The organism is Enterobacter sp. CPE_E863 (genome assembly GCF_046521465.1).
In the GTDB taxonomy this organism is placed as follows: Bacteria; Pseudomonadota; Gammaproteobacteria; order Enterobacterales; family Enterobacteriaceae; genus Enterobacter; species Enterobacter adelaidei.
This window is the reverse complement of sequence record NZ_JBKFZX010000001.1, coordinates 3,837,602-3,861,046: the sequence shown is the minus strand read 5'-3', so window position 1 is coordinate 3,861,046 and position 23,445 is coordinate 3,837,602. Positions and strand designations below refer to the sequence as shown.

Here is a 23,445-nt window from a genome sequence, read left to right as displayed (position 1 = left end):
CTGGAGTCAGGAATGAAAGTAACACTGCCAGAGTTTGAACGTGCTGGAGTTATGGTTGTCGGGGATGTGATGCTGGATCGCTACTGGTATGGGCCAACCAGCCGCATCTCTCCGGAAGCGCCGGTACCGGTGGTTAAGGTCGACACCATTGAAGAGCGTCCCGGCGGCGCGGCAAACGTGGCGATGAACATTGCCTCTCTGGGCGCGCATTCGCGTCTGGTGGGCTTGACCGGCATCGACGATGCGGCGCGTGCGCTGAGCAAGTCACTGGCGGACGTGAACGTGAAGTGTGACTTCGTTTCTGTACCGACCCACCCGACGATCACCAAACTGCGCGTGCTGTCGCGCAACCAGCAGTTAATCCGCCTCGACTTTGAAGAAGGGTTCGAGGGAGTTGACCCTGAGCCGCTGCACGAGCGTATTAATCAGGCGCTGGGTAATATTGGTGCGCTGGTGCTGTCCGACTATGCCAAAGGTGCGCTGGCGAGCGTGCAGACGATGATTCAGCTCGCGCGTAAAGCCAACGTGCCGGTGCTGATCGACCCGAAAGGCACCGATTTTGAGCGCTATCGCGGCGCAACGCTGCTGACGCCAAACCTCTCTGAGTTTGAAGCGGTGGCGGGTAAGTGCAAAACGGAAGCAGAAATTGTCGAACGTGGCATGAAGATCATTGCTGATTTCGAGCTGTCTGCACTGCTGGTGACCCGTTCAGAGCAGGGGATGACCCTGATTCAACCAGGCAAAGCACCCCTGCATATGCCCACTCAGGCGCAGGAAGTGTATGACGTGACCGGTGCTGGCGATACGGTGATTGGCGTGCTGGCGGCGACGCTTGCAGCCGGGAATTCCCTTGAAGAAGCCTGTTACTTTGCTAACGCAGCGGCGGGTGTCGTCGTCGGCAAACTCGGTACTTCAACCGTTTCGCCTATTGAGCTGGAAAATGCCGTGCGTGGCCGTGCAGACACCGGTTTCGGTGTGATGAGCGAAGACGAACTGAAAGCCGCCGTTGCCGCAGCGCGTAAGCGCGGTGAGAAAGTGGTGATGACCAACGGCGTGTTTGACATTCTGCATGCGGGCCACGTCTCTTATCTGGCGAATGCGCGCAAGCTGGGCGATCGCCTGATTGTGGCGGTGAACAGTGATGCGTCAACGAAGCGTCTGAAGGGTGAAACGCGTCCGGTGAACCCGCTGGAACAGCGTATGATCGTTCTCGGTGCGCTGGAAGCCGTGGACTGGGTGGTGTCGTTTGAAGAAGACACGCCGCAGCGTCTGATTGCCGGTATTCTGCCGGACCTGCTGGTGAAAGGTGGCGATTACAAGCCGGATCAAATTGCGGGCAGCGAAGAGGTCTGGGCCAACGGCGGCGAAGTGATGGTGCTCAACTTTGAGGACGGGTGTTCAACCACCAACATCATTAAGAAGATCCAGAAAGACAGTCAGTAAAAAAACGGGCCAATTGGCCCGTTTTTTTTCTCCCTCTCCCACAGGGAGAGGGTTGGGGTGAGGGCATCAGGCCGCTCTTACTCCTGCTCATCCACCGGTGGAATGGCCGGTGCCGGCTTCACTTCTTCCTGCGTATTGCGGTTTTCCAGCTCGGTCAGACGCTGTTCCAGCAACGCCAGCTTCTCGCGGGTACGCAGCAGAACCTGGGTCTGCACGTCAAACTCTTCGCGGCTGACTAGATCAAGGCGAACCAACTGCGCCTGCAGCGTCTGGCGGATTTTCTTTTCTACGTCATCACCAAATTCACGAATGCCTTTCGGCATGGATTCGTGTACCTGACGCGCAATTTGCTCAATTTTTTTCGGGTCAATCATTGTCGTTTCCCTTGATGAAAAGGTGTCAGTGCCTATTGTAGCGCGTCATGCCGCGGGTTAAACAAAATTGTTTGATGCTTATGCATTGCCCAGGGTAATCAATAGCGTTATAGTTATCTCGCTTATTCTCAGGGCGGGGCGAAATTCCCCACCGGCGGTAAATCAGCTTCACGCTGAAAGCCCGCGAGCGCTTTGGGTGAACACTCAAAGGTCAGCAGATCCGGTGTAATTCCGGGGCCGACGGTTAGAGTCCGGATGGGAGAGAGTAACGATCCAGTCGGGCATGGGCCCGCTCACGTTATCTTTTTGCCGCTTATACGGCGCTCCTAAGACTGCCCTGATTCTGGTAACCATAATGTTAATGAGGTTTTTTTACCATGAATCAGACGCTACTTTCCTCTTTTGGCACTTCAACTCAACGTGTTGAACATGCACTGGATGCACTGCGCGAAGGCCGCGGTGTGATGGTGCTTGACGATGAAAACCGTGAAAACGAAGGCGACATGATTTTCGCCGCCGAAAACATGACCGTTGAGCAGATGGCGCTGACCATCCGTCACGGTAGCGGCATCGTATGCCTGTGTATTACCGAAGACCGTCGTAAGCAGCTCGAACTGCCAATGATGGTTGAGAACAACACCAGCGCCTTTGGTACCGGTTTTACCGTGACCATTGAAGCGGCGCATGGCGTGACCACCGGTGTGTCTGCGGCTGACCGTCTGACCACCGTACGTGCCGCGATTGCTGATGATGCGAAGCCCTCCGATCTGCATCGTCCAGGCCACGTCTTCCCTCTGCGCGCGCAGGCTGGCGGCGTCCTGACCCGCGGTGGCCACACCGAAGCGACTATCGATCTGGTGACGCTGGCAGGCTTCAAACCTGCAGGTGTTTTGTGTGAACTGACCAACGATGACGGCACCATGGCGCGCGCGCCGGAGTGCATCACCTTTGCCCGTCTGCACAATATGCCGGTAGTCACGATTGAAGATCTGGTCGAGTACCGCCAGGCGCACGAGCGCAAAGCCAGCTGAAACCGCTGAAGTGAAAAAGCCGGGGAAACCCGGCTTTTTTATGTTTAGTGGTAGTTAATTTTAAACAGCACTACGGTTTCGAATGGTCCGGACTGGATCGCTTTTCCCGGCACCGGCGTCAGCTCAGCGGTATAGGTCTGTTCGTACTGCAACGTACTGCCGGTAAAATCGGCATACTCTTCGTATCGGTTAAAGGTGTAGGGCTGCGTTCCGTTCAGGATGCGTAATTTCAGGCCGTTACCGATGAGCAGGGCGGTATCTTCATCGCTCAGCGTCTCGTTCGTATAGAACGACGAATCCATTTTGAATCCATCGGAACACTCGGCGTCCTGTATCTTGGTCGTTCTGACCGAGAACGTGCGCGTTCGCTTTCCCTGATTCATCATGTCGCGGGCGCTGAACGTACCAAAATCAATCTCCTGATTTTCCGGATAGATGCTGAAGGTCGCCCCGCAGTCCAGCACGGTGATATTGTTCAGGCCATTAATATGATACTTAAGGTTTTTCGCGTCGGACATCTGGTTGACGCCGCCCTTGCCGTCGAACTGCACCACGATATAGTCCCCAAGCGTGCTGACGTAGCCGTGCGGCGGCATGACCTTGATTCTGACGTACAGACGAAAGCGCACGATGAACGTGCGTGAGGTGTGAATGTCGTTTGCATTGCCGGAGCAGATGCGGTTCTCCCAGCCCATTTGCTGGATTTGGGCAGGTGTATAGATAGTGATCTGTTTGTTATCAAGGCACTGGGACGTATCGACCCCGTTGGGTTGTCCTGTCGCATCGTAGTCGATCCCTTCATAAGTTACGCCGAGATCGTAGTAGGGATCGGACGCCGACGGGTAGGGGTTAACCCAGGCATAGATGTCCTCTTTTTCAAAATTACTGGTGGCATTGTGGTCGCAGGTCACAGGAACTTTGATTTCGTCAGATTCCCATATTTTCTCCCCCACCTGCGCGTTGCTGGGAATGGCAAAAGGCGAGATTGTTTTTGTCTCCTCCACAGGCCCGCCGGAAACGCCGAGATAACAATCAAGCGCCAGCGCCTCCCTGAATGGCAGAAGGGCAAGTAGCAGCAAAAACAGAAAATTAGCGAGCTTGCGCATTGTTTTGACCCTTCCGCTCGCTGAGCTGGCATTGAGCCTTACCCACACAGGTAACGTCCACTTTTTTCAGCGCGCCGTAATCATCAATGTAACCCACGCTGTAGTAGCTCCCGTGGTAGTCGCCGGTAGAGGTGGACGCTGTGGCAAACGGAGCAATCATCAGGCTGTCGAAGCCCGGCAGCTGGGTTTTCGCATTTTTACTCAGCCACGCGAGGGTAATGTAATAGGGCGTGGGGTTGTGCACGCTGAGCCCCGTTGCGGTGGCGGTAATTTCCATGCGCATTTCGCTTTGATCACCCGGCTTTTTGGTGATGGCTTTTGGCCGCCAGAACAGCTTAATGAGACTCTGCATGGCCACCTGCATAACGCTGCGCGCTTCGCTGGCGCTGCTTGTGGGCGGAACTTCGCGCAGGTTGAAGTAAAACAGCGACTCTCTGTCCTTCGGCAACTGCCCAACCGCCGCCTGCTTCACAATTCTGACCTGCGATGACGCGCCCGCTTCAATGCGCTGAATGGGCGGCAGCGCCATGAAGTGGCTGTCCTCTTTGCGCCCGTTTTCGTCTTCAATCCAGGAAAGCGCCAGGTAGGGTAAGGTTTTGCTCTGGTTATCGACTTTCAGGCTGCTTGCCTTGTCCCCTTCGGGAAAAACGATCCGCGTACGGTCCAGGTTAATGGCGGCATGCGCGTTCAATGCGGTGCCGAGCAACATCAGGCTCAGGGCCTTAAGTGGGGTGGGTTTCATCATGGTTTCTTACTGGCAAGGCAGCATGAGCTGCATACTGTTTTCAAGGTGAGAAGGTAACGAGAAGCGACACTGATGGTTGTTTCCCCACGTGACCAGGAACTGTTGCTCAGGCTGGACGGCGCCCAGCCAGACGCGACCCTCCTCGGCGACCATACCTACCTGCTGGCCGTTATCCTGCAGGCTGACCAGGGCGCCGAGCGGCGGTGTCCCGGAAGGCGTTCGCAAAATGCCGGCAATATCGTTACCGGCTCGGGTCGCGATTTGACGATAGCCGATGGCGCCTTCTGTCCAGGTGGCAGTGACCACCCGCGTATCAACGTCAACGCCGTCAGGCAAATTGTTCATGTTGACCCGCACGCTGGCCGGGGTATAGCTGGAAAACGACGGCAGAACACCGATACCCGACGCGTTGGTTTCGTCATGCGATACGTTCAGCGGGATATGGCCCACGCCGTCGGTGCTGACCATGACGCGTGGCTCATTGCCGTAGCTGCGACGGTGCAGGGCAAACCCTTTCGCCGTCCCGGTAAACGAGCCGTTCCAGCTGGCGCTCATTGAGTTGTACTCATTCGCCTTATAGCTGCCCGAGACGTTGAGATCCCCCAGCGAAGAATAGTGCTGATAGTTTCCGCTGAACTGTGCGCCCGCATCGGCTTTTTCGCTCTCGGTGCCTGCAGAGACGCCCCAGGTATTGTTCCGGTCAGAGGTATCGTACCAGGAGACGCTCTGGCTCAGGCTGTCGCCGTTGCGAAGATCGTAGTTCAGGCGATGGTCAGGATCGAGCGGCACGCTCAGCGAGAGATAAAACTGGTTGTCGTCCTTTTCATCATCTTCGTAATGGGTTCTGCTCAACGACAGGGTCAGGCCAAGGTTTTTCCAGCGGCCAAGGTCGAAGTTATAGCCTGCGGTGACGCTGCCGGTCGTGGAAGGCGAGTCATCCCACCATGTTTGGCGCAGCATGCTTAGATAAAGGTTTAGCGAGAGGGCCGATATGTACTGACTGGCGGTGACGCTGAGAGTCTGTTTTTCCGTCTGGCTGTCGCTGTAGTCGTCATCCAGATAGCGCGCATAGCTCAGGAACTGACGGTCCGAGTATCGGTAGCTCGCCAGCGTAAGCTGGCTACCGGTGGTGTCGAATCGTTTACTGTAGTTAAAACGGTAGCTGTAGCCCGTCTGCGGATCCTCACCCGGCAGCTGGCTGGTGGCCCGGGTGATATCAAACGAGAGCGCCCCCAGATACGCCATGTTTTGTCCCAGCCCGGCGGCCAGGGCGCGGTAGTGGTCACCATCGGCCAGCGTTCCGCCATAGAGTGAGGTTTGCGACAGCATGCCCCAGGAAAACTCGCCGCTCATGAAGGTGCTGTCCTCAACGTCATGCGATGCGTCCTTTCGCGGCTTGCCTGCTGCCAGCTTGTAGCGAACCTGTCCCTGACGCGTCAGGAAGGGAACGGATTCGGCAGAGACCTGGAACGTACTCACCCGGCCATCTTCTTCCGTTACCTTCACGTCGAGCGTGCCCTGCACCGACTGGTTGAGATCCTGAATGATGAACGGGCCCGGCGGGACTTTTGTTTGATAGATGACCCTGTCGGCGAGGCTTACGGTGACCGTCGCGTTGGTTTGGGCAATGCCGGAGATTTGTGGCGCATAGCCGCGCAGTGACCACGGCAGCATGCGCTCATCGCTGATAAGCGACGCGCCGGTGTAGGTGAAGGCGTCGAAGATCGACGACTGGAAATCCGTTTCGCCGAGCGTCAGCTTTGCGCCCATGGTGGGGAGGGGGCGGAACATATAAACGCGCGAGAAGCGCCCGTTATGCTCTGAACCGCCGTCCGCGTGCGTCTGGTTGTATTGATAATCGCTGCGCAGCCGCCAGGCGCCGACGTTCGCGCCCGCCGTGCCGTAAGTGTTGGCATTATCTGAACTGCTGCCGCTGTTGGGCTGGTAGTGGCTGGCAAAAAGATTGTAGTCCAGGAGGACGCCCGCCACGCCGTTATCCCAGGTTGACGGGGGCATCCAGTCGGCAGAACGGTACTGCAACCACGCCTGGGGAATGGACACGTTTAGCGTCTGGCTTGCTTGTTCAAAGGTAAAATGAACGTCCGGCAGCGGGGCGAAGTCTATACAGCCCTCTTTTTCAGTTAGCGATTCCCGTATTTTATCCTGCAGGCCGAACGTGTCGGCCAGCTCGGCGGGAATACAGACCTGGACTGCATCATTCACTTTTTTCCACGTTAACTGCCAGCCGTTTGCTAAGGGGATGTCATTAATCGAAACCGTAACAAAATAACGTCCGGGTACGACGGAGGCGCGATCTTTAAACTGTGTTAAGTCGACGCTGTTGCGCTGATCTTTATCGATGGCATTAATATTAAATTCGGTACCAGAGGCGACTTTCGTCATTAACAGGGCGGTAATGATGATTATGCATGTTGATTTATGTTTCATCATCCTGTTGCCCAAAGTAAATATAAAATGCCGACTGGCATAACGAGCCAGTCGGTAGATAACGAGGTAAATTTGAATTATTTATACGCCAGCACATAGTTTGCGGTGGCTTCAACCTGACCCGGCGTTGCCGTTTTGCCGCTCAGTACTTCCATCTGCGCCTTAAAGTGCAGCGTCTGGGTGGTGGAGCCTGCCAGCAGGGTAACTTCACTGGCGCTACCCAGGGTGATGTTCGCTTCCGCATTATCCAGCAGGCGGACGCCCACGTTCTGCGCGCCGTTGGCATACGTGTTGGTCATCAGACTGGTATCCGTTGTATCCGTGGCGGAGCTGGTGAACGTGACGTCAACTTTGGTGATTGGGGTATCGGTTTCATCGCCTGGATCGTCCAGTTGGCAGTTTTCCAGGTTGATATCTACCGCCACGGGTGACGATTTTTTATTGGCATTAATAACTGCGGTCGTAATTTCACCCAAATCGACTTCTTTATCAACGCTGTCTGGTGCAATATTGCATGGTGCATCAATCACCACACCTTTGAATTTGATCTTACCGGAACCTTGTTCTGCAGCAAACGCCGACCCAGAAATAAGCGTGGCCATTGCCACGGCTAAAAGCGCTTTTTTTCCTGTAAACATGAAAATATCCTTTTTCAGTTGAATTCATATCCTGAATATTAATCAGAATATTGCCAGGGAAGTATACCGATCTCCGACGAGGCAATGCGATTAACCAAGCTTAAAAATCATTTTAGATCTAATTAAAATATAAATGCGGGTTATTGTAAGTGGATGAATTTCAAGAAGTGTAAATTATAATTCCGGATGCATTGTTTAATGTTATTACGCACAATAATGTTCAGTAAAAAACTTTATTTTTTTATAAGTAAGGATGCGGGACATATATTCCTTAAAAAGTTATTTCTTTAACAAATAATAGGCACCTCCGTTTCAGGAGGCGCCCGTCACGTCAGCCAATGCCTGCGGCCTGAAGTAAGACCAGACTTAACCCCATCACCGACATTCCGCACAGGACGCCATAGCTTGGGTTGTTGTTTGGATCGATCTCTTTTGCCAGCGGCATCAGCTCGTCAACCGACAGCGCAACCATAATCCCCGCAACCGCGGCCATAATGGCAGCCATGACTACCGGCGAAACCAGGCTACCGAGGATGAGCCAGGCCAGCACGCCGCCAAGAATTTCCGCCATGCCGGATATCCCGGCCCAGAAGATTGCCGTGCGCTTTGAGCTCGTGGCGGCATAGACCGGACCGGCCACCGCGAGTCCTTCAGGAATATTGTGCAACGCCACCGCCAGGGCGATGCCGAGGCCCATTTCCAGGTTACTGCTGGCGGTGACATACGTCGCCACGCCTTCCGGGAAGTTGTGCAGGCTTATGCCGAGCGTCAGCAAAATGGCGGTGCGCTTAATGTTACGCGGCGCGGGCGCTACGTTTTTTTGCATTAAGTCCTGAGGGTGCGCGTGGGGCAACATGCGATCGAGCGCGAAATATCCCAGCAGGCCAACGACAAACATGCCGTAGCCCAGCAGCGGAGATATACCTTCTGTTCCCAACGCGGCAGGCAGCATCTCCATCAGGGAGATGAGTAGCATGATCCCGGCTGCAAAGCCCAGTGAGAAGGCCAATACGCGATTAGAGGGTTTCTGACCAAGAACACCGAGGATCGCACCGATGAAGGTCGCAGCGCCCGCAAGTATCGTCAGGATCAAAGGTACTGACATTCATTACTCCTTTTGATAATGATTCTCATTAATATAAATGATTCTTTGTCAGCAAAGCGAGCAGAGTGGTTCTGCTTTACATATTCCTTACATTCAAATTTCCTGATGATGATCTTCACGCTTATCAGCGTTCATCTTTGCCGGATTGCGCGTAATGTAGCACCATTAAATTGACACCTTCTGTAAGGATATCATCATGACTTCTTCCCGTATGCCAGCCCTGTTTTTAGGCCACGGCAGCCCAATGAACGTTCTGGAAGACAACGTCTATACCCGCGCATGGCGTAGCCTGGGCGAGACGCTGCCGCGTCCAAAAGCGATTGTGGTGGTATCCGCGCACTGGTTCACCCGGGGCACGGGCGTGACCGCCATGGAAGCGCCTAAGACAATTCATGATTTTGGCGGCTTCCCGCAGGCGCTGTATGACACGCACTATCCGGCCCCCGGCTCACCTGAGCTGGCACAGCATCTGGTGGAGCTGCTTGCTCCTGTTCCGGTGGCGCTGGATAAAGAAGCCTGGGGTTTTGACCATGGCTCCTGGGGCGTGCTGATTAAAATGTATCCTGATGCAGATATCCCGATGGTGCAGTTGAGCATCGACAGCACCAAACCGGCTGCCTGGCATCTGGAGATGGGTCGTAAGCTTGCAACCCTGCGTGATGAAGGCATCATGCTGGTGGCAAGCGGTAACGTGGTTCACAACCTGCGAACGGCACGCTGGCACGGCGAGAACACGCCCTATCCGTGGGCGACCTCTTTTAATGATTACGTCAAAGCGAATCTGACCTGGCAAGGCCCGGCTGAGGAGCATCCGTTAGTGAACTATCTGGATCACGAAGGCGGTTCGCTCTCTAACCCGACGCCGGAACACTTCCTGCCGCTATTGTACGTTCTAGGTGCGTGGGATGGTCAGGAGCCGGTTACGATCCCGGTCGACGGTATTGAGATGGGGAGCCTGAGTATGCTTTCGGTGCAGGTGGGGTAATAAAAGCAAAACGGCAACCTCAGGTTGCCGTTTTTAGTGTTTGCACCCTCTCTCTGTGGGAGAGGGGCTGGGTGAGGGCATCAGGCCGCGGTCTATTCAACAAAAATATGCGGATAGAATCGTGACAGATCCTGCGTGATCAGGGCGCGATCTTCGCGGATGCCAATCCCGGCTGGCCGATCGTTGATGAGCCAGCTGCCAATCAGCGTGTAGCTGTCGCCAAATTTCGGCAGTTGATAAAATTCCTGGACGATCATCCCTTCTTCGCCGTAAGGCCCTTCAACCGCTTCCAGCGTTTTGCCGTTTTCGATAATCGACACGTTCGCCCCTTCACGGGAGAAGATCGGCTTCACGACGTATTTCTCCATTTGCGGATAATCATCTTCCGCAAAATACGCAGGCAGCAGGTTAGGATGGTTCGGGAACATTTCCCACAGCAACGGCAGCAGGGCTTTGTTGGAGATAATGCTCTTCCATGCGGGTTCCAGCCAGCGTACGCCTGCATCTTCCAGCTTCGTGGAGAACATTTCGCGCAACATATATTCCCACGGGTAGAGCTTGAACAGGTTGCTAATCACCTGATCCTGCAGGTCGGTAAACTGACCTTTCTCACCCAGACCGATATCTTCGATATAGAGGAATTCGGTTGCCACTTCCGCTTCGGCGGCGCAGTCCTGCAGATACTGAACCGTCCCGCGATCTTCTTCCGTGTCGCGGCAACAGGCGAGGTGCAGCAGGTTGAAGCCAAATTGTTCGCGCAGCTCGGCAAAACGCTCTATCAGCTTTTCCTGCAGGCTGTTGAACTGATCGCTTCCTTCCGGCAGGTTTCCGGCATTGGCCTGGTCTTCCAGCCAGATCCACTGGAAGAACGCCGCTTCGTATAAAGAAGTGGGCGTGTCGGCGTTATTTTCAAGAAGCTTAGGTTCACCCACGCCGTCCCATGCCAGGTCAAGGCGAGAGTAAAGCGAAGGCTGATTCGTTTTCCACGACTGACGGACAAAGCTCCAGGTGTGCTTTGGAATGCGGAATTTTGCCATCAGCTCGTCGCTGTCGATGACTTTATCCACCACCTTGAGGCACATCTGGTGCAGCTCGGCCGTCACTTCTTCCAGTTTCTCAACTTGGGCGAGCGTGAGTTTGTAATAGGCATCTTCACACCAGTACGGCTCGCCGTACATGGTGTGGAAGTTAAAACCGTATTCGGTGGCTTTTTCGCGCCAGTCCGGGCGCTCGGTGATACTGACTCGCTCCATGATCAGCCGCCCATTGAGCGAGTAGAGGAGCCTGTCGCGCTACGCTGCATGCTGGTCTGCTTCGCTACGGATTCACCAAACCCGCCACGGGTGATGGTGCTGGTGGTCGCAGGCTTCGGCGCCATCGCCGTTTTCGGGACGGTCACAGTGCGGCCTGGGGTTGCTGCGCCGTAGCCTTTGCCGCTGGCGTCGGTGTATTGACCATAAGCCGGGCTGGCCGGGTTTTTCGAGCTAAACAGCGGTTGCTGCTGATAACCCGCACCGCCACCCATCAGACGGCCCATCATATAACCTGCCATCAGCGGCATCCAGAAACTGCCGCTGGACTGCGCCTGTGCCTGATTTTCTGGCGCAGTGCCCGCCTGAGCAGGCGTCTGCTGGCACTGACCTTCACCGAACTCAGCCACACAATCTGCGCGTGAAGCATATTTCGGTGCGGTACGTTCTGCTTCTTTCAGGGCGTTGTTATAAGCAGTCTTACATTCAGCGGCGTTACCGGTTGCCGTTGAGCAGTCTTCCGCATTTTGATACAGCGAAACCGTTTCATCGGTTTTCTCACAACCAGCCAGCATAAAGACAGCCGTAACTGCCAGCGCAACAGGGGTGAGGTGACGCGCGTTCCAGCTCTTGCGGAACGATGCGTGATTTATGGATTTTGTCCGTTTCATCTTTGTCTTCCAGGACCCAGTGGTAATAACGCTCAGGATAGAGGATGAGTGGTTGAAAATGAAGCGAAGAGGGGGGGAATCAGGGGGATCTTTACGTTGGCTTACGTTCGGGTGTGATTCAGATGCGCCCTCTCCCCGTGGGAGAGGGCCTGATGACAATCTTAGTTACGGAACGGGTTATTACCTTTGCTGGCGGACGTGGTCGTACGCGCGGCGGCAGGCTGTGCAGCAGGGGCGTTGCTGTTAGCGTTGAAGTTATCTACGGCGGCAACCTGATCAGGGTTCTCAGGTGCAACGCTGTCCGGCGACGTTGAGACCGGTTTGCCCAGTGCGCTGTTCAGCATCTGCAGGTCTTGCTCGTTCAGCGTACCCAGAGCCTGTTTGATGTTCAACTGGTTAATCAGGTACTGGTAACGTGCGCTGGAGAGCTGTTGTTTCGCGTTGTACAGCGTGGTGGTTGCGTCCAGCACGTCAACGATAGTACGTGTACCCACGGAGTAGCCCGCTTCCATCGCATCCAGGGAGCTCTGTGCAGACACAACGGCCTGTTTATAGGCGTTGATGCTGCTGATTGAGGCGTTCACGTTGTTGAAGGATGAACGTACGGTCTGCACCACGTTGCGGTGGGCACTTTCCAGCTGCTCGCTCGCGCCAACAAAGTTGTACTGCGCCTGTTTCACCTGCGAGTTGACCTGGCCGCCCTGATACAGTGGCAGGGAGAAGTTCAGACCCACTTTGTTCTGACCCATATTGCTGTCGTCATACTGGGCTGAGTTCGTTTTGGAGCCGCTGTAGGTCGTATCTGAAATACCGGTAGATGCACTGAGGCTCAGGGTAGGCAGGTGGCCATCCTGTGCCTGACGAATCTGTTCGCGGGCCAGATCCTGGCTCAGACGCGCCTGCAGCAAGGTCAGGTTACGGTTTTCCGCTTCTTTCAACAGGGCGTTGACCGCCTGCGGTTTATCCGTTTTGAAGCTGTCCACGTTCAGAGACGCCAGCTCAGGGTAGTAATTCCCGGTGACCTGACGCAGTGATTCCAGTGCGTTGTCGAGGTTGTTACGCGCGGTCACTTCGTTGGCCAGTACGCTGTCGTACTGTGAACGGGCGTTCTGCACGTCAGTGATCGCAACCAGACCTACGTTGAAACGCTGTGTGGTTTGATCTAACTGGCGGTAAATGGCCTGTTTCTGCGCTTCGGTGTAGGAGAGCGAGTCAATCGCGCTCAGCACGTTGAAATAAGCTGTGGCGGTGTTCAGAATCAGCGTTTGCTGGTCAGTCTGATAGGTCACATCCTGGATGCCTGCGCTCTTTTCCTGCAGGGTCAGGGCACGCCATTTGGACATATCAAACAGCGTTTGTGTCAATTGCAGTGAGGCGCTGGTAGCATTGGAGTTGACGCCGTTAGCGTCGCGGAAACCGTTGCTGTAGGTATAATCTGCACCTAAACCTAACTGTGGCAGCAATGGGCTACGCGCTTCGTTAATCTTTTCAAACGCAGCATCACGATCGGCCGCTGATTTACGTAAATCAGGGTTGCCCAGACGTGCCTGCTGATAGACCTGTAACAGGTTTTCCGCCTGGCTCATTGCACTGAAGCCCGTCAGGCTCAGGCCGATAAGGATGGGGAGCAATTTCTTCATTTGCATTCCTTGTTGTGAAGCAGTATTAGCGCTGATCTAATTAAAAAATAATTGCCGATTCTAACAGAATCTTCCATACCAAAAGGTTGGCGTTACGTGCCATCTGGCGGTAATTTGCACCAATCTAACATATAGCCTTGCAAACGGCAGCCAAACAGCCTTGAAATTCACAATTTCATCACCATTGCTACCAGGACTCGACTCATGCAGAAACCAGAAAAGTTGCCCGTGACATTCGCCAAAAACGATGTAGAAATTATTGCACGAGAAATGCTTTATAGCGGTTTTTTTTCGATGGAACTTTACCGTTTCAGGCATCGCCTGTTTAACGGTGAAATGAGCGGCGAAATCAGACGCGAAATTTTTGAGCGCGGGCATGCGGCAGTCTTGCTACCCTTTGACCCAGTGCGCGACGAAGTTGTGCTGGTGGAACAGATCCGAATTGCGGCTTACGACGTCAGCGAGAGCCCGTGGTTACTGGAGATGGTAGCCGGGATGATCGAAGAGGGCGAATCGGTCGAAGACGTTGCCCGCCGTGAGGCACTGGAAGAAGCAGGATTGGTGGTGGGACGTACAAAACCGGTGCTGAGCTATCTGGCAAGCCCGGGGGGCACCAGCGAGCGCCTTTCCATTATGGTAGGCGAAGTGGATGCCACGACGGCGGAAGGGATCCACGGTCTGGCAGATGAAAACGAAGATATTCGGGTTCATGTGGTGAGCCGGGAACAGGCTTATCAGTGGGTAGAAGAGGGGAAAATCGACAACGCAGCGTCTGTCATCGCCCTGCAATGGCTGCAACTGCATTATCAGACATTACGAAACGAGTGGAAAAAATGAAGCGTTATACACCTGACTTCCCAGAAATGATGCGCCTGTGCGAAACCAATTTCGCACAATTGCGCCGCCTGCTGCCGAAAAATGACGCACCCGGCGAAACGGTAAGCTATCAGGTGAGCAACGCGCAGTATCGGTTAACGATAACAGAATCAACGCGCTACACTACGCTGGTGGAGATTGAGCAAACGGCACCCAGTATTAGCTACTGGAGCCTGCCGTCGATGACGGTGCGCCTCTATCACGATGCAATGGTCGCTGAAGTGTGTTCAAGTCAGCAGATCTTTCGCTTCAAGGCACGGTATGATTACCCGAATAAAAAGTTGCATCAACGCGACGAAAAGCATCAAATTAACCAGTTTTTAGCTGACTGGCTAAGATATTGTTTAGCACATGGAGCAATGGCGATTCCGGTTTGTTAGCGTCATAAACCTACCTAAGGACACCATTTGGAAAGCCTGTTGAACCTGACTGTTGCTGGTGGGGCGCCAGTCAGGATATTACAAATCACCGATACCCACCTTTTTGCCGAAAAGCATGAAACTCTGCTGGGGGTCAACACCTGGGAGAGCTATCAGGCGGTACTTAGCGCCATTCACGCTGAAAATCGTGCATGCGATCTGATTGTCGCAACGGGCGATCTGGCGCAGGACCAATCCTCCGCGGCCTACCAGCATTTTGCTGAAGGCATCGCGAGCTTCAGTGTGCCTTGCGTCTGGCTACCTGGAAACCACGATTTCCAGCCGGCTATGTACAATGCCCTCCAGGATGCGGGTATTTCTCCGGCAAAATGTGTCTTTGCGGGTGAACAGTGGCAGATCCTGCTGCTGGATAGCCAGGTGTTTGGTGTCCCGCACGGTGAGTTAAGCGAGTTCCAGCTCGACTGGCTGGAGACCAAACTGGCTGCTGAACCTGAACGTCATACGCTGTTATTACTTCATCATCACCCTCTGCCAGCGGGTTGCAGCTGGCTCGATCAGCACAGTCTGCGTAATTCTGCTGCGCTGGATCGCGTGCTGGCGAAATTCCCGCGTGTGAAGAATCTCCTGTGCGGACATATCCATCAGGAACAGGATCTCGACTGGAATGGTCGCCGTATGCTGGCGACGCCATCGACCTGCGTTCAGTTTAAGCCGCACTGTGCCAACTTTACGCTTGATACCATCGCACCAGGCTGGCGCTGGCTGGAACTGCATGCTAATGGTTCGCTGACCACGGAAGTCTGTCGTTTGACAGGCGCAAAATTCCGTCCGGACACCGCTTCAGAAGGCTATTGATGTCTACGCTCCTTTATCTACACGGATTCAACAGCTCGCCGCGCTCCGCAAAAGCGACACAGTTTCGCCAGTGGCTGAGCGAGCATCATCCCGATGTTGAGATGATTATCCCGCAGCTGCCTCCTTACCCGGCGGAAGCCGCGGAGATGCTGGAATCTATTGTGCTTGAACACGGCGGCGAATCATTCGGTGTGGTCGGCTCATCGCTGGGCGGATACTACGCCACCTGGCTCTCGCAATGCTTTATGCTGCCCGCAGTTGTTGTTAACCCGGCGGTACGGCCATTTGAGCTGCTCCGTGACTTTCTTGGCGCAAACGAGAACCCCTACACCGGCCAGCAATATGTGCTAGAGTCACGCCATATTTACGATCTCAAAGTTATGCAGGTTGACCCGCTTGAAGCGCCGGATCTTATCTGGCTGCTGCAACAGACGGGTGATGAAGTGCTGGATTACCGCCAGGCAGTGGCGTATTACGCATCCTGCCGCCAGACTATAGAAGAGGGCGGAAACCATGCTTTCACGGGCTTTGAGAATCATTTCACCCAGATTGTCGATTTTCTTGGACTGCACAGCCACTGACAATCAATGCGAATTGCTAGTTTAAATCATGACGCAAACCTATAACGCTGATGCCATTGAGGTCCTCACCGGGCTTGAGCCGGTTCGCCGCCGCCCGGGGATGTACACCGATACGACGCGCCCAAACCACCTGGGCCAGGAAGTTATTGATAACAGTGTGGACGAAGCGCTGGCGGGCCATGCCAAACGCGTTGACGTCATCCTGCATGCCGATCAGTCGCTGGAAGTCATTGACGACGGACGCGGTATGCCGGTGGATATCCACCCGGAAGAGGGCGTCCCGGCCGTTGAGCTGATCCTCTGCCGGCTGCATGCAGGCGGCAAGTTCTCCAACAAAAACTATCAGTTCTCTGGTGGTTTACACGGCGTGGGGATCTCTGTGGTTAACGCCCTGTCTAAGCGCGTGGAAGTAAACGTCCGCCGTGATGGTCAGGTCTACAACATCGCGTTTGAAAATGGTGAGAAGGTGCAGGATCTGCAGGTCGTCGGCACGTGCGGTAAACGCAACACCGGCACCAGCGTTCACTTCTGGCCTGACGAAAGTTTCTTCGACAGCCCGCGCTTCTCCGTTTCCCGCCTGACGCACCTGCTGAAAGCCAAAGCGGTGCTCTGCCCCGGCGTGGAAATCACCTTTAAAGACAACGTTAACAACACCGAGCAGAGCTGGCGCTATGAAGACGGTCTTAACGACTATCTGTGCGAAGCGGTAAACGGCCTGCCGACGCTGCCGGAAAAACCGTTCGTCGGCAATTTCACCGGCGATACCGAAGCGGTGGACTGGGCGCTGCTGTGGCTGCCGGAAGGCGGTGAGCTGCTGACCGAAAGCTACGTTAACCTGATCCCCACCATGCTCGGCGGTACGCACGTCAACGGCCTGCGCCAGGGGCTGCTGGACGCGATGCGCGAGTTCTGCGAATACCGTAACATTCTGCCGCGCGGCGTGAAGCTGTCGGCGGAAGATATCTGGGATCGTTGCGCCTACGTACTCTCTGTGAAAATGCAGGATCCGCAGTTTGCCGGTCAGACCAAAGAGCGTTTGTCGTCACGTCAGTGTGCGGCGTTTGTCTCCGGCGTGGTGAAAGATGCGTTTACCCTGTGGCTGAACCAGAACGTTCAGGCGGCAGAGATGCTGGCTGAAATGGCCATTTCCAGCGCCCAGCGTCGTCTGCGTGCCGCGAAGAAAGTGGTGCGTAAAAAGCTGACCAGCGGCCCCGCGCTGCCGGGCAAACTGGCGGACTGTACCGCGCAGGATCTCAACCGTACCGAACTGTTCCTCGTGGAAGGCGACTCGGCGGGTGGATCGGCCAAACAGGCGCGCGATCGTGAATACCAGGCGATCATGCCGCTCAAGGGTAAGATCCTGAACACCTGGGAGGTCTCTTCAGATGAAGTGCTGGCCTCGCAGGAAGTGCATGATATCTCGGTGGCGATCGGCATCGATCCTGACAGCGACGATCTGAGCCAGCTGCGCTACGGTAAGATCTGTATCCTTGCGGATGCGGACTCCGATGGTTTGCACATCGCTACGCTGCTGTGCGCACTGTTTGTGAAGCACTTCCGCACGCTGGTGAAAAACGGCCACGTTCACGTGGCGCTGCCGCCGCTGTACCGTATCGACCTCGGCAAAGAAGTGTATTACGCGCTGACGGAAGAAGAAAAAGCGGGTGTGCTGGAACAGCTGAAGCGTAAGAAGGGCAAACCGAACGTCCAGCGCTTTAAAGGGCTGGGTGAGATGAACCCGATGCAGCTGCGCGAAACCACGCTGGATCCCAACACGCGTCGTCTGGTGCAACTGACGATCAGTGACGAAGACGAGCAGCAAACCAACGCGATGATGGATATGCTCCTTGCCAAGAAACGTTCGGAAGACCGACGTAACTGGCTGCAGGAGAAAGGCGATATGGCGGATATTGAAGCCTGATGCTGAAAAAGCCCTGCGATGCAGGGCTTTTTTTATGTCAAAACTCCATCTTCACCGTAAACTGCACTTCGCGCGGGTCGCCAATCTGGTTGCCCAGGTTATTGGTCGCGATAGATGAGGTGTAGTAAGTCTTATCAAACAGGTTCTTCACGTTCACCTGCAGCGTCACCGGATACTGCAGTTTCATCTTATAGGCCGCAAAGGCATCGGCAACAAAATAGCCCGGTAAATAATAGTCCGCGCCGTTGGTCGCTGAGCGACGGCTCACGCCGTGTCCACCCCCGCCAAGCGTCAACGTATTTCCGCCGATCGCATTGTGAATGTCATAGGTCAGGAACAGTGAGCCGGTATGGCGTGGCACGTTCGGCAGCGGTTTGCCTGCATAGTCCGGGTCTTCCAGCACTTTTGCGTCGGTATAGCCGTAGCTGGCAATAATATTGGTGTTTTCCGTCAGGGACCCTGCCAGATCCACCTCTACACCCTGCGAACGCACACGCCCAGCGGTTTTTGCGACGGTTTCTCCCGCGATGCTTTCGGTGTACAACACGTTGCGTTTGTGAATATCAAACAGTGCGATATTGGCAGTAATACCGTCAAACAGGTCAAACTTAGCGCCAATTTCATACGCATTTGATGTTTCTGGCGGCAGATCGCCGATGTAGCTCGCAATGGACGATTGCGGCATAAACGTCTGGGAATAGTTGGCAAACAGCGAGACCGCTGGCGTGAGTTTGTAAACCAGCCCCAGCTTCGGTGTCCACTGGTCGTCGCGGCTGTCGGTATTGACGTTGAACGGGCGACCTTTACCGGCGTACTGTGTGTAATACTGATAGCGTAATCCGGCGACGGCGATCCATTTATCGGTCAGGTACAGCGCGTCCTGAGCGTAGGCGGAGTAGCTCTCTTGCTTGATGGTCTGGTCGCTGTCTGACGCTGAGACAGTGGTGCACTTGCTAAGGTTGCCATACGTCGGGTTATAGATATTGAAATCTTTGACGTTTTTACAGCGGATCATATCCGTACGCAGCAGATCGTAATTCTCATACGATACGCCGGTCAGGATCTCGTTGTAGAAGCCAGCGATGTCCACATTCCCCTGCAGATCCGCACGCGACGTATGCATCCGCTGGGTCGAGCCTTGCGTCGCATCTACGCGGCGGGTCAGGTTGCCAGTTTTTGAATCGTAGGCCATTACGCGGGCCTGGTTATCGCTGTATTTATCCTGGCTAAAGCTGTAGTCGAACTTTGCGGTCCACTGGCTGTTCAGGCGATATTCTGCGTTGAGCTGCGCCAGGTCTGACTGACCATCGGTGATGTTAAACGGTTCATCAAAACGCGTTTTGCGATCAACGTTTACCGGCTGTTTGGTGTTGAGATCGAAGATCGTTCCGCGATCGAATGGTGTCTTATAGTCGCGATGCGAATAGAGCACGGTCACGGTGGCATCATCGCCAAACCAGGTCAGCGACGGTGCGATAAAGGTGCTGCGCTCGTTGCCAAAATTGCGCCAGTAATCTTCGTCCTGATACTCACCCGTGAGACGATACGCCAGACGCGTGCCTTCAATTGGGCCGGTAACATCAACCTGGCCGGTACCGCCGCCAAAGCTGGAAGAAGTGGCAGAAAGTGAGCCGCCGAAGGTCTTCTCCGGGCGTTTAGTGACGACGTTAATCAAACCGCCAGGATCGAGAATGCCATACAGCGTTGAGGCCGGGCCTTTAAGCACTTCCACGCGCTCGGTTGCGGCATTAAAACTGCGCGGCAGGACGGTGCGCAGACCGTTGGTCATGATTGACCCGTCGCGGTTCGCGCCAAACCCACGACGAACAAATGCATCCTGCGTACCGCCCAGAGTATTGGTTTGCACCACGTTGCTGACGTTATAGAGCGCTTCATCCAGCGTAGTGGCGTGCTGATCTTCCAGCACCTTATCGCTGACGGTATTGACCACCTGCGGGATATCCAGCATTGGCATGTTGGTCAGTGTCGCGGTGGAGGTATTCAACGGCTGATAGCCATTTGTAGCATCTGCCGTGGCATTCGGACTGGCGATGACGGTAAGCGTTTCGCCGTCTTTAGCCGTTGTGTTGTCCGCTGCCTGTACCAACGGCGCCATAAACAGCAGTGAAAAGAGCGCGCGCCCTTTTGCCCCAGAGAGAGAAGGTGTGTACGTAGCCATTACATCTGTTTTCCCGAAATATCCCGCACATGAATGTTTGCGGAAGAATGTGTGAGTCATTGCCCTTAATGGTCTGTCCGTTAGCCTGTTCAGGCATCGAACATGTAATTGAGAATCATTCAATCACGTGAGAATGTAGTAGTAAATGGAAAAAAACAAAAATCGACTACAGCCGAAAATCACACGTAAAAACGAAACGAAATTGCATTTAACGTGATGAAATTAATGTATTTATGAGGTTTTGTGTTTTCGATTAATTTCTTGCTTATCCCTGTTTTTGCCAGGGTGTTTCTTCGCTTGACTACTACATGGCGCCGCGTCAAACTTCTCAAAAGAGAATGAGTTTTATTTTTATTTGTTAGTTTTTCATTACGTTGGCGTTCACGTGACTTACAACACGAAAAAATCGGGACTGGTTCTGGAGAACCTCTCTGCGGGTTATCAGAAAAAAATCATCGTTGATGATATCTCCCTTGCGATCCCTCAGCAGAAAATGACGGTGCTGGTAGGGGCGAACGGCTGTGGAAAGTCCACACTGTTGAGCACTATCGCGCGACTGCTGCAGCCGCTCGGGGGCACCGCGCTGCTGGACGGTAAAGCCATTCATGAGCAGCCGACCAAAACGGTTGCCCGTCAGTTGGGTATCCTTCCTCAGTCTCCGCTGCTGCCGGAAGGGTTAACCGTCTTTGAGCTGGTTTCTCGCGGGCGCTTTCCCTGGCAAAATTTTATGCGCCAGTGGAGCGACGAGGACGAACGGGCTGTTGAAGAGGCGCTTCACCTGACGGGGACGGCGGAGTTTGCGCATCTGTCGGTCGAAAGCTTGTCCGGCGGCCAGCGCCAGCGCTGCTGGATCGCCATGGCCCTGGCGCAGCAAACGCCGTATATCCTGCTGGATGAACCGACAACCTTTCTCGATCTCCGCTATCAAGTGGAGATCCTGGAATTGCTGCATACGCTGACCCGCCAGCACGGACGCACCGTCGTGGTGGTGCTGCACGATCTTAATTTCGCGGTGAACTACGGTGATTCACTGATCTTTTTACGTCAGGGGAAAGTTGAAGGCGTATTGCATGAGGGCGATGCCTGCACGCCGGAACTGATCAAAGCGGTGTTTGATGTCGACGTGCATATGTCGGTTAACCCGTTAACCGGCAAACCGTTTTTTATGCCGTTTCGTCAGGTCACTGAAAAACCATGATACGCACGACGCTGGCTTTTATTCTCTTTGCGTTACTGCTGATGATGGGGGCGATCGCCCACCTGGGTATCGGCGCGCGCGTTATTCCTCCGCTGACGGTGGTCCAGGCGTTTTTTGATTTTAATCCCCATAATTTCGATCATAACGTCATTATCAAATTAAGACTGCTGCGCCTCAGCGCCGCGATGGTGACAGGCGCCGCGCTCGGCGTGGCGGGCGTCCTGCTGCAGTCCGTGATCCGCAACCCGCTCGGTGAACCGCATATTCTGGGGCTGAATGCCGGTGCGGCGCTGGCGGTGGTGCTGACGAGTGCGCTCGGAATGACGCTGCCGTTTGGTCGCCCGCTCGTTGCCGCCGCCGGTGCCGCCGCGCTGTTTTTGCTGGTGCTGATGTTCTCCTCGTCTGGCCGCACCGGGCTCACACCCATGAAAGTGACGCTGTGTGGCGTGGCACTGTCGGCATTTGCCTCATCAGTGACTGCCGCAGTCCTGATTCTGGATGAACAGACCCTGCTCGCCCTGCGAACCTGGCTGGCGGGGGATTTAGCGGGGATAAAACAAGAAACGCTCCGGAGTGCCCTGTGGGCTGCTGCTGCCGGTTTTGTTCTCGCTATCGGAGTGTCGCCGTCGCTCAATATGCTGGCTCTGGGCGACCGGATGGCGCAGGGGCTTGGCGTATCGCTGCTGAAAACTCGCCTGCTCGCCCTGCTGGCCATCGCGCTGCTCTGCGGTGCGGCCGTCTCTATCGCCGGGCCGATTGGCTTTATCGGCCTGGTCGTGCCGCAGCTCATTCGCCGTCTGGTGTCGGTCGATTTACGCGTGATGGTGCCGCTGTCTGCCCTGTGTGGCGCGCTGGTTCTGCTGCTGGCAGATATTGCCGCCCGTACATTGTTTACGCCCTGGGAGCTGGCAACCGGCATCATGACAGCCCTGGTTGGCGCACCAGTCTTCATTTTCATGGCGTCGAGGATGTTCAAATGAACCGGGCCGGACTCCGCGCGATCCGTATTGGTCGCCTGTCGGCATTGGTTCGCCCGAAGACGCTGGCATGCCTGGCGTTTTTAGCACTGGTGGCATTAAGTCTGCTGGGCTTTGGTCTGACGCACGGTTCGTTGCCCATTCCCACCTCCGCTATTGCCCGCGCGCTGTTTTCTCCTGAAGGTCTGACAGCAGAGGCGCACTATATCGTGATGGATATTCGTCTGCCGCGCCTGCTGATGGCGATACTGTGCGGCGCAATGCTCGGTATGGCCGGGGCGGCCATGCAGTCCATCACCCGCAATGGCCTGGCCGATCCCGGTCTTATTGGCGTGAAAGAGGGCTGCAGTGCGGCAGTGCTGGTGCTGATCTTTCAGTTCCCGGAGTTGAGCCTGGCCTGGCGTCCGCTGGCAGGAATGGCCGGGGGACTACTCACTGCGATGCTGGTGATCTTGCTGGCGCGTGATATTTCGCGCCCGCGATTCATCCTGATTGGCATCGGCGTGTCATGGGCCTTTGCTGCTGCAATGGGCGTCTTTATGACCACCGCCGACGTGCGTGACGTGCAGACGGCAATGCTCTGGCTGGCAGGAAGCCTGCATGCGGCAAACTGGACGCTGGTGGGGCTGGCTGCACTCTGGACGCTTCCCGCGTTTGCGTTGTTACTGTTTACCGCGCGCGCCGCCGATGTTGCGTTACTCGGTAATCAGGCCGCAACAGGCCTGGGCGTGCGTACAACCCGACTGGCGCTGCTGCGCGTTCTCGCCCCGGTGGTGCTGACGGCGGCCTGCGTCTCCTGCGTAGGCAGTATTGGTTTCGTGGGACTCATTGCCCCGCATATGGCACGTCTGCTGCTGCGTGGTGGGCAAACCGCGCTCCTGACGGGAAGTGCTGTGCTGGGTGCGCTGCTGGTGCTGCTGGCGGATAACGTTGGCCGTCTGGCATTTCTCCCGCTGCAACTGCCAGCGGGAATTGTGATTTCATTGATTGGCGGACCGTTTTTCCTGCTGTTGCTCTGGCAGCGTCGGGACAGATTTTAGGG

The 23,445-nt window shown here is 55.1% G+C and carries 21 protein-coding genes and 1 riboswitch; of the genes, 11 read left to right on the top strand and 10 right to left on the bottom strand.

Features of this window, described 5'->3' with window-relative positions; translation table 11 throughout:
• The first annotated feature begins 12 nt into the window (after nt 1-12).
• The gene (gene hldE / locus ACLHV8_RS18960) at nt 13-1,443 is read left to right on the top strand and encodes a bifunctional D-glycero-beta-D-manno-heptose-7-phosphate kinase/D-glycero-beta-D-manno-heptose 1-phosphate adenylyltransferase HldE (protein WP_028017145.1); all 1,431 of its coding nucleotides are present in this window, start codon (nt 13-15) and stop codon (nt 1,441-1,443) included.
• Between the two features lie 77 nt (nt 1,444-1,520).
• Here hldE and ubiK read toward each other — a convergent pair whose 3' ends face one another.
• Nucleotides 1,521-1,817 (bottom strand): ubiquinone biosynthesis accessory factor UbiK, encoded by a 297-nt coding sequence (ubiK, locus tag ACLHV8_RS18955; protein ID WP_049005067.1) that lies wholly within the window; start codon nt 1,815-1,817, stop codon nt 1,521-1,523.
• A 120-nt stretch (nt 1,818-1,937) separates the two neighbouring features.
• Nucleotides 1,938-2,088: riboswitch (FMN riboswitch) on the top strand.
• Between the two features lie 106 nt (nt 2,089-2,194).
• Here ubiK and ribB point away from each other — a divergent pair.
• Complete coding sequence (gene ribB, locus ACLHV8_RS18950) at nt 2,195-2,848, top strand: 3,4-dihydroxy-2-butanone-4-phosphate synthase (RefSeq protein ID WP_028017147.1); 654 nt, start codon at nt 2,195-2,197, stop codon at nt 2,846-2,848.
• 44 nt (nt 2,849-2,892) lie between these two features.
• On the opposite strand, the gene ACLHV8_RS18945 is transcribed toward ribB, so the two are convergent.
• The 5 genes from ACLHV8_RS18945 to zupT all read right to left on the bottom strand — a co-directional run bounded on the left by ACLHV8_RS18945 (nt 2,893) and on the right by zupT (nt 8,890).
• Nucleotides 2,893-3,954 (bottom strand): type 1 fimbrial protein, encoded by a 1,062-nt coding sequence (locus ACLHV8_RS18945; protein ID WP_208595014.1) that lies wholly within the window; start codon nt 3,952-3,954, stop codon nt 2,893-2,895.
• Entirely contained in the window at nt 3,938-4,696 is a 759-nt protein-coding gene (locus ACLHV8_RS18940) for a molecular chaperone (RefSeq protein WP_208595024.1), read from the bottom strand. The genes ACLHV8_RS18945 and ACLHV8_RS18940 overlap by 17 nt, the downstream gene beginning before the upstream one ends.
• 9 nt (nt 4,697-4,705) lie before the next feature.
• On the bottom strand, nt 4,706-7,150 hold the full coding sequence (locus ACLHV8_RS18935; protein WP_208595013.1) for a fimbria/pilus outer membrane usher protein: 2,445 nt from the start codon (nt 7,148-7,150) through the stop codon (nt 4,706-4,708).
• A gap of 74 nt (nt 7,151-7,224) precedes the next feature.
• Nucleotides 7,225-7,785, bottom strand: coding sequence for a fimbrial protein (locus ACLHV8_RS18930; RefSeq protein WP_208595012.1), 561 nt, complete (start codon nt 7,783-7,785; stop codon nt 7,225-7,227).
• A 331-nt stretch (nt 7,786-8,116) separates the two neighbouring features.
• Nucleotides 8,117-8,890, bottom strand: a complete 774-nt coding sequence (gene zupT, locus ACLHV8_RS18925; RefSeq protein WP_208595011.1) for a zinc transporter ZupT — start codon at nt 8,888-8,890, stop codon at nt 8,117-8,119.
• A 196-nt stretch (nt 8,891-9,086) separates the two neighbouring features.
• Here zupT and ygiD point away from each other — a divergent pair, with 196 nt between their 5' ends.
• Complete coding sequence (gene ygiD / locus ACLHV8_RS18920; RefSeq protein ID WP_049005063.1) at nt 9,087-9,875, top strand: 4,5-DOPA dioxygenase extradiol; 789 nt, start codon at nt 9,087-9,089, stop codon at nt 9,873-9,875.
• Nucleotides 9,876-9,967: 92 nt separating this feature from the next.
• On the opposite strand, the gene ACLHV8_RS18915 is transcribed toward ygiD, so the two are convergent.
• The 3 genes from ACLHV8_RS18915 to tolC form a co-directional block, all read right to left on the bottom strand.
• Complete coding sequence (locus ACLHV8_RS18915; RefSeq protein WP_208595010.1) at nt 9,968-11,128, bottom strand: glutathionylspermidine synthase family protein; 1,161 nt, start codon at nt 11,126-11,128, stop codon at nt 9,968-9,970.
• Nucleotides 11,129-11,130: 2 nt separating this feature from the next.
• Entirely contained in the window at nt 11,131-11,796 is a 666-nt protein-coding gene (locus tag ACLHV8_RS18910; RefSeq protein ID WP_028017154.1) for a DUF1190 family protein, read from the bottom strand.
• Nucleotides 11,797-11,957: 161 nt separating this feature from the next.
• Nucleotides 11,958-13,436 carry an outer membrane channel protein TolC gene (gene tolC / locus ACLHV8_RS18905; protein WP_208595009.1) on the bottom strand — a complete coding sequence of 493 codons (1,479 nt, stop codon included), beginning with the start codon at nt 13,434-13,436 and terminating at the stop codon, nt 11,958-11,960.
• Between the two features lie 204 nt (nt 13,437-13,640).
• Between tolC and nudF the strand changes: the two genes are divergently transcribed.
• The 5 genes from nudF to parE are packed head-to-tail and all read left to right on the top strand — an operon-like array spanning nt 13,641 to nt 18,049.
• Nucleotides 13,641-14,273, top strand: a complete 633-nt coding sequence (nudF, locus tag ACLHV8_RS18900; RefSeq protein ID WP_028017156.1) for an ADP-ribose diphosphatase — start codon at nt 13,641-13,643, stop codon at nt 14,271-14,273.
• Entirely contained in the window at nt 14,270-14,692 is a 423-nt protein-coding gene (locus tag ACLHV8_RS18895) for a DUF1249 family protein (protein ID WP_014833293.1), read from the top strand. Before nudF ends, ACLHV8_RS18895 begins: the two co-directional genes overlap by 4 nt.
• 27 nt (nt 14,693-14,719) lie before the next feature.
• Nucleotides 14,720-15,547 carry a 3',5'-cyclic-AMP phosphodiesterase gene (cpdA, locus tag ACLHV8_RS18890; RefSeq protein WP_049005059.1) on the top strand — a complete coding sequence of 276 codons (828 nt, stop codon included), beginning with the start codon at nt 14,720-14,722 and terminating at the stop codon, nt 15,545-15,547.
• Complete coding sequence (gene yqiA / locus ACLHV8_RS18885) at nt 15,547-16,128, top strand: esterase YqiA (RefSeq protein WP_028017158.1); 582 nt, start codon at nt 15,547-15,549, stop codon at nt 16,126-16,128. Before cpdA ends, yqiA begins: the two co-directional genes overlap by 1 nt.
• Nucleotides 16,129-16,156: 28 nt before the next feature.
• On the top strand, nt 16,157-18,049 hold the full coding sequence (gene parE, locus ACLHV8_RS18880) for a DNA topoisomerase IV subunit B (RefSeq protein WP_049005057.1): 1,893 nt from the start codon (nt 16,157-16,159) through the stop codon (nt 18,047-18,049).
• 37 nt (nt 18,050-18,086) lie between these two features.
• On the opposite strand, the gene ACLHV8_RS18875 is transcribed toward parE, so the two are convergent.
• Entirely contained in the window at nt 18,087-20,228 is a 2,142-nt protein-coding gene (locus ACLHV8_RS18875; RefSeq protein WP_208595008.1) for a TonB-dependent siderophore receptor, read from the bottom strand.
• Between the two features lie 385 nt (nt 20,229-20,613).
• On the opposite strand from ACLHV8_RS18875, the gene ACLHV8_RS18870 reads away from it, so the two are divergent.
• The 3 genes from ACLHV8_RS18870 to ACLHV8_RS18860 are packed head-to-tail and all read left to right on the top strand — an operon-like array spanning nt 20,614 to nt 23,443.
• Nucleotides 20,614-21,426, top strand: coding sequence for an ABC transporter ATP-binding protein (locus ACLHV8_RS18870; protein ID WP_129324665.1), 813 nt, complete (start codon nt 20,614-20,616; stop codon nt 21,424-21,426).
• Nucleotides 21,423-22,406 (top strand): FecCD family ABC transporter permease, encoded by a 984-nt coding sequence (locus tag ACLHV8_RS18865; RefSeq protein WP_208595007.1) that lies wholly within the window; start codon nt 21,423-21,425, stop codon nt 22,404-22,406. The genes ACLHV8_RS18870 and ACLHV8_RS18865 overlap by 4 nt, the downstream gene beginning before the upstream one ends.
• Nucleotides 22,403-23,443, top strand: a complete 1,041-nt coding sequence (locus tag ACLHV8_RS18860) for a FecCD family ABC transporter permease (protein WP_208595006.1) — start codon at nt 22,403-22,405, stop codon at nt 23,441-23,443. The genes ACLHV8_RS18865 and ACLHV8_RS18860 overlap by 4 nt, the downstream gene beginning before the upstream one ends.
• Nucleotides 23,444-23,445: the final 2 nt, after the last annotated feature.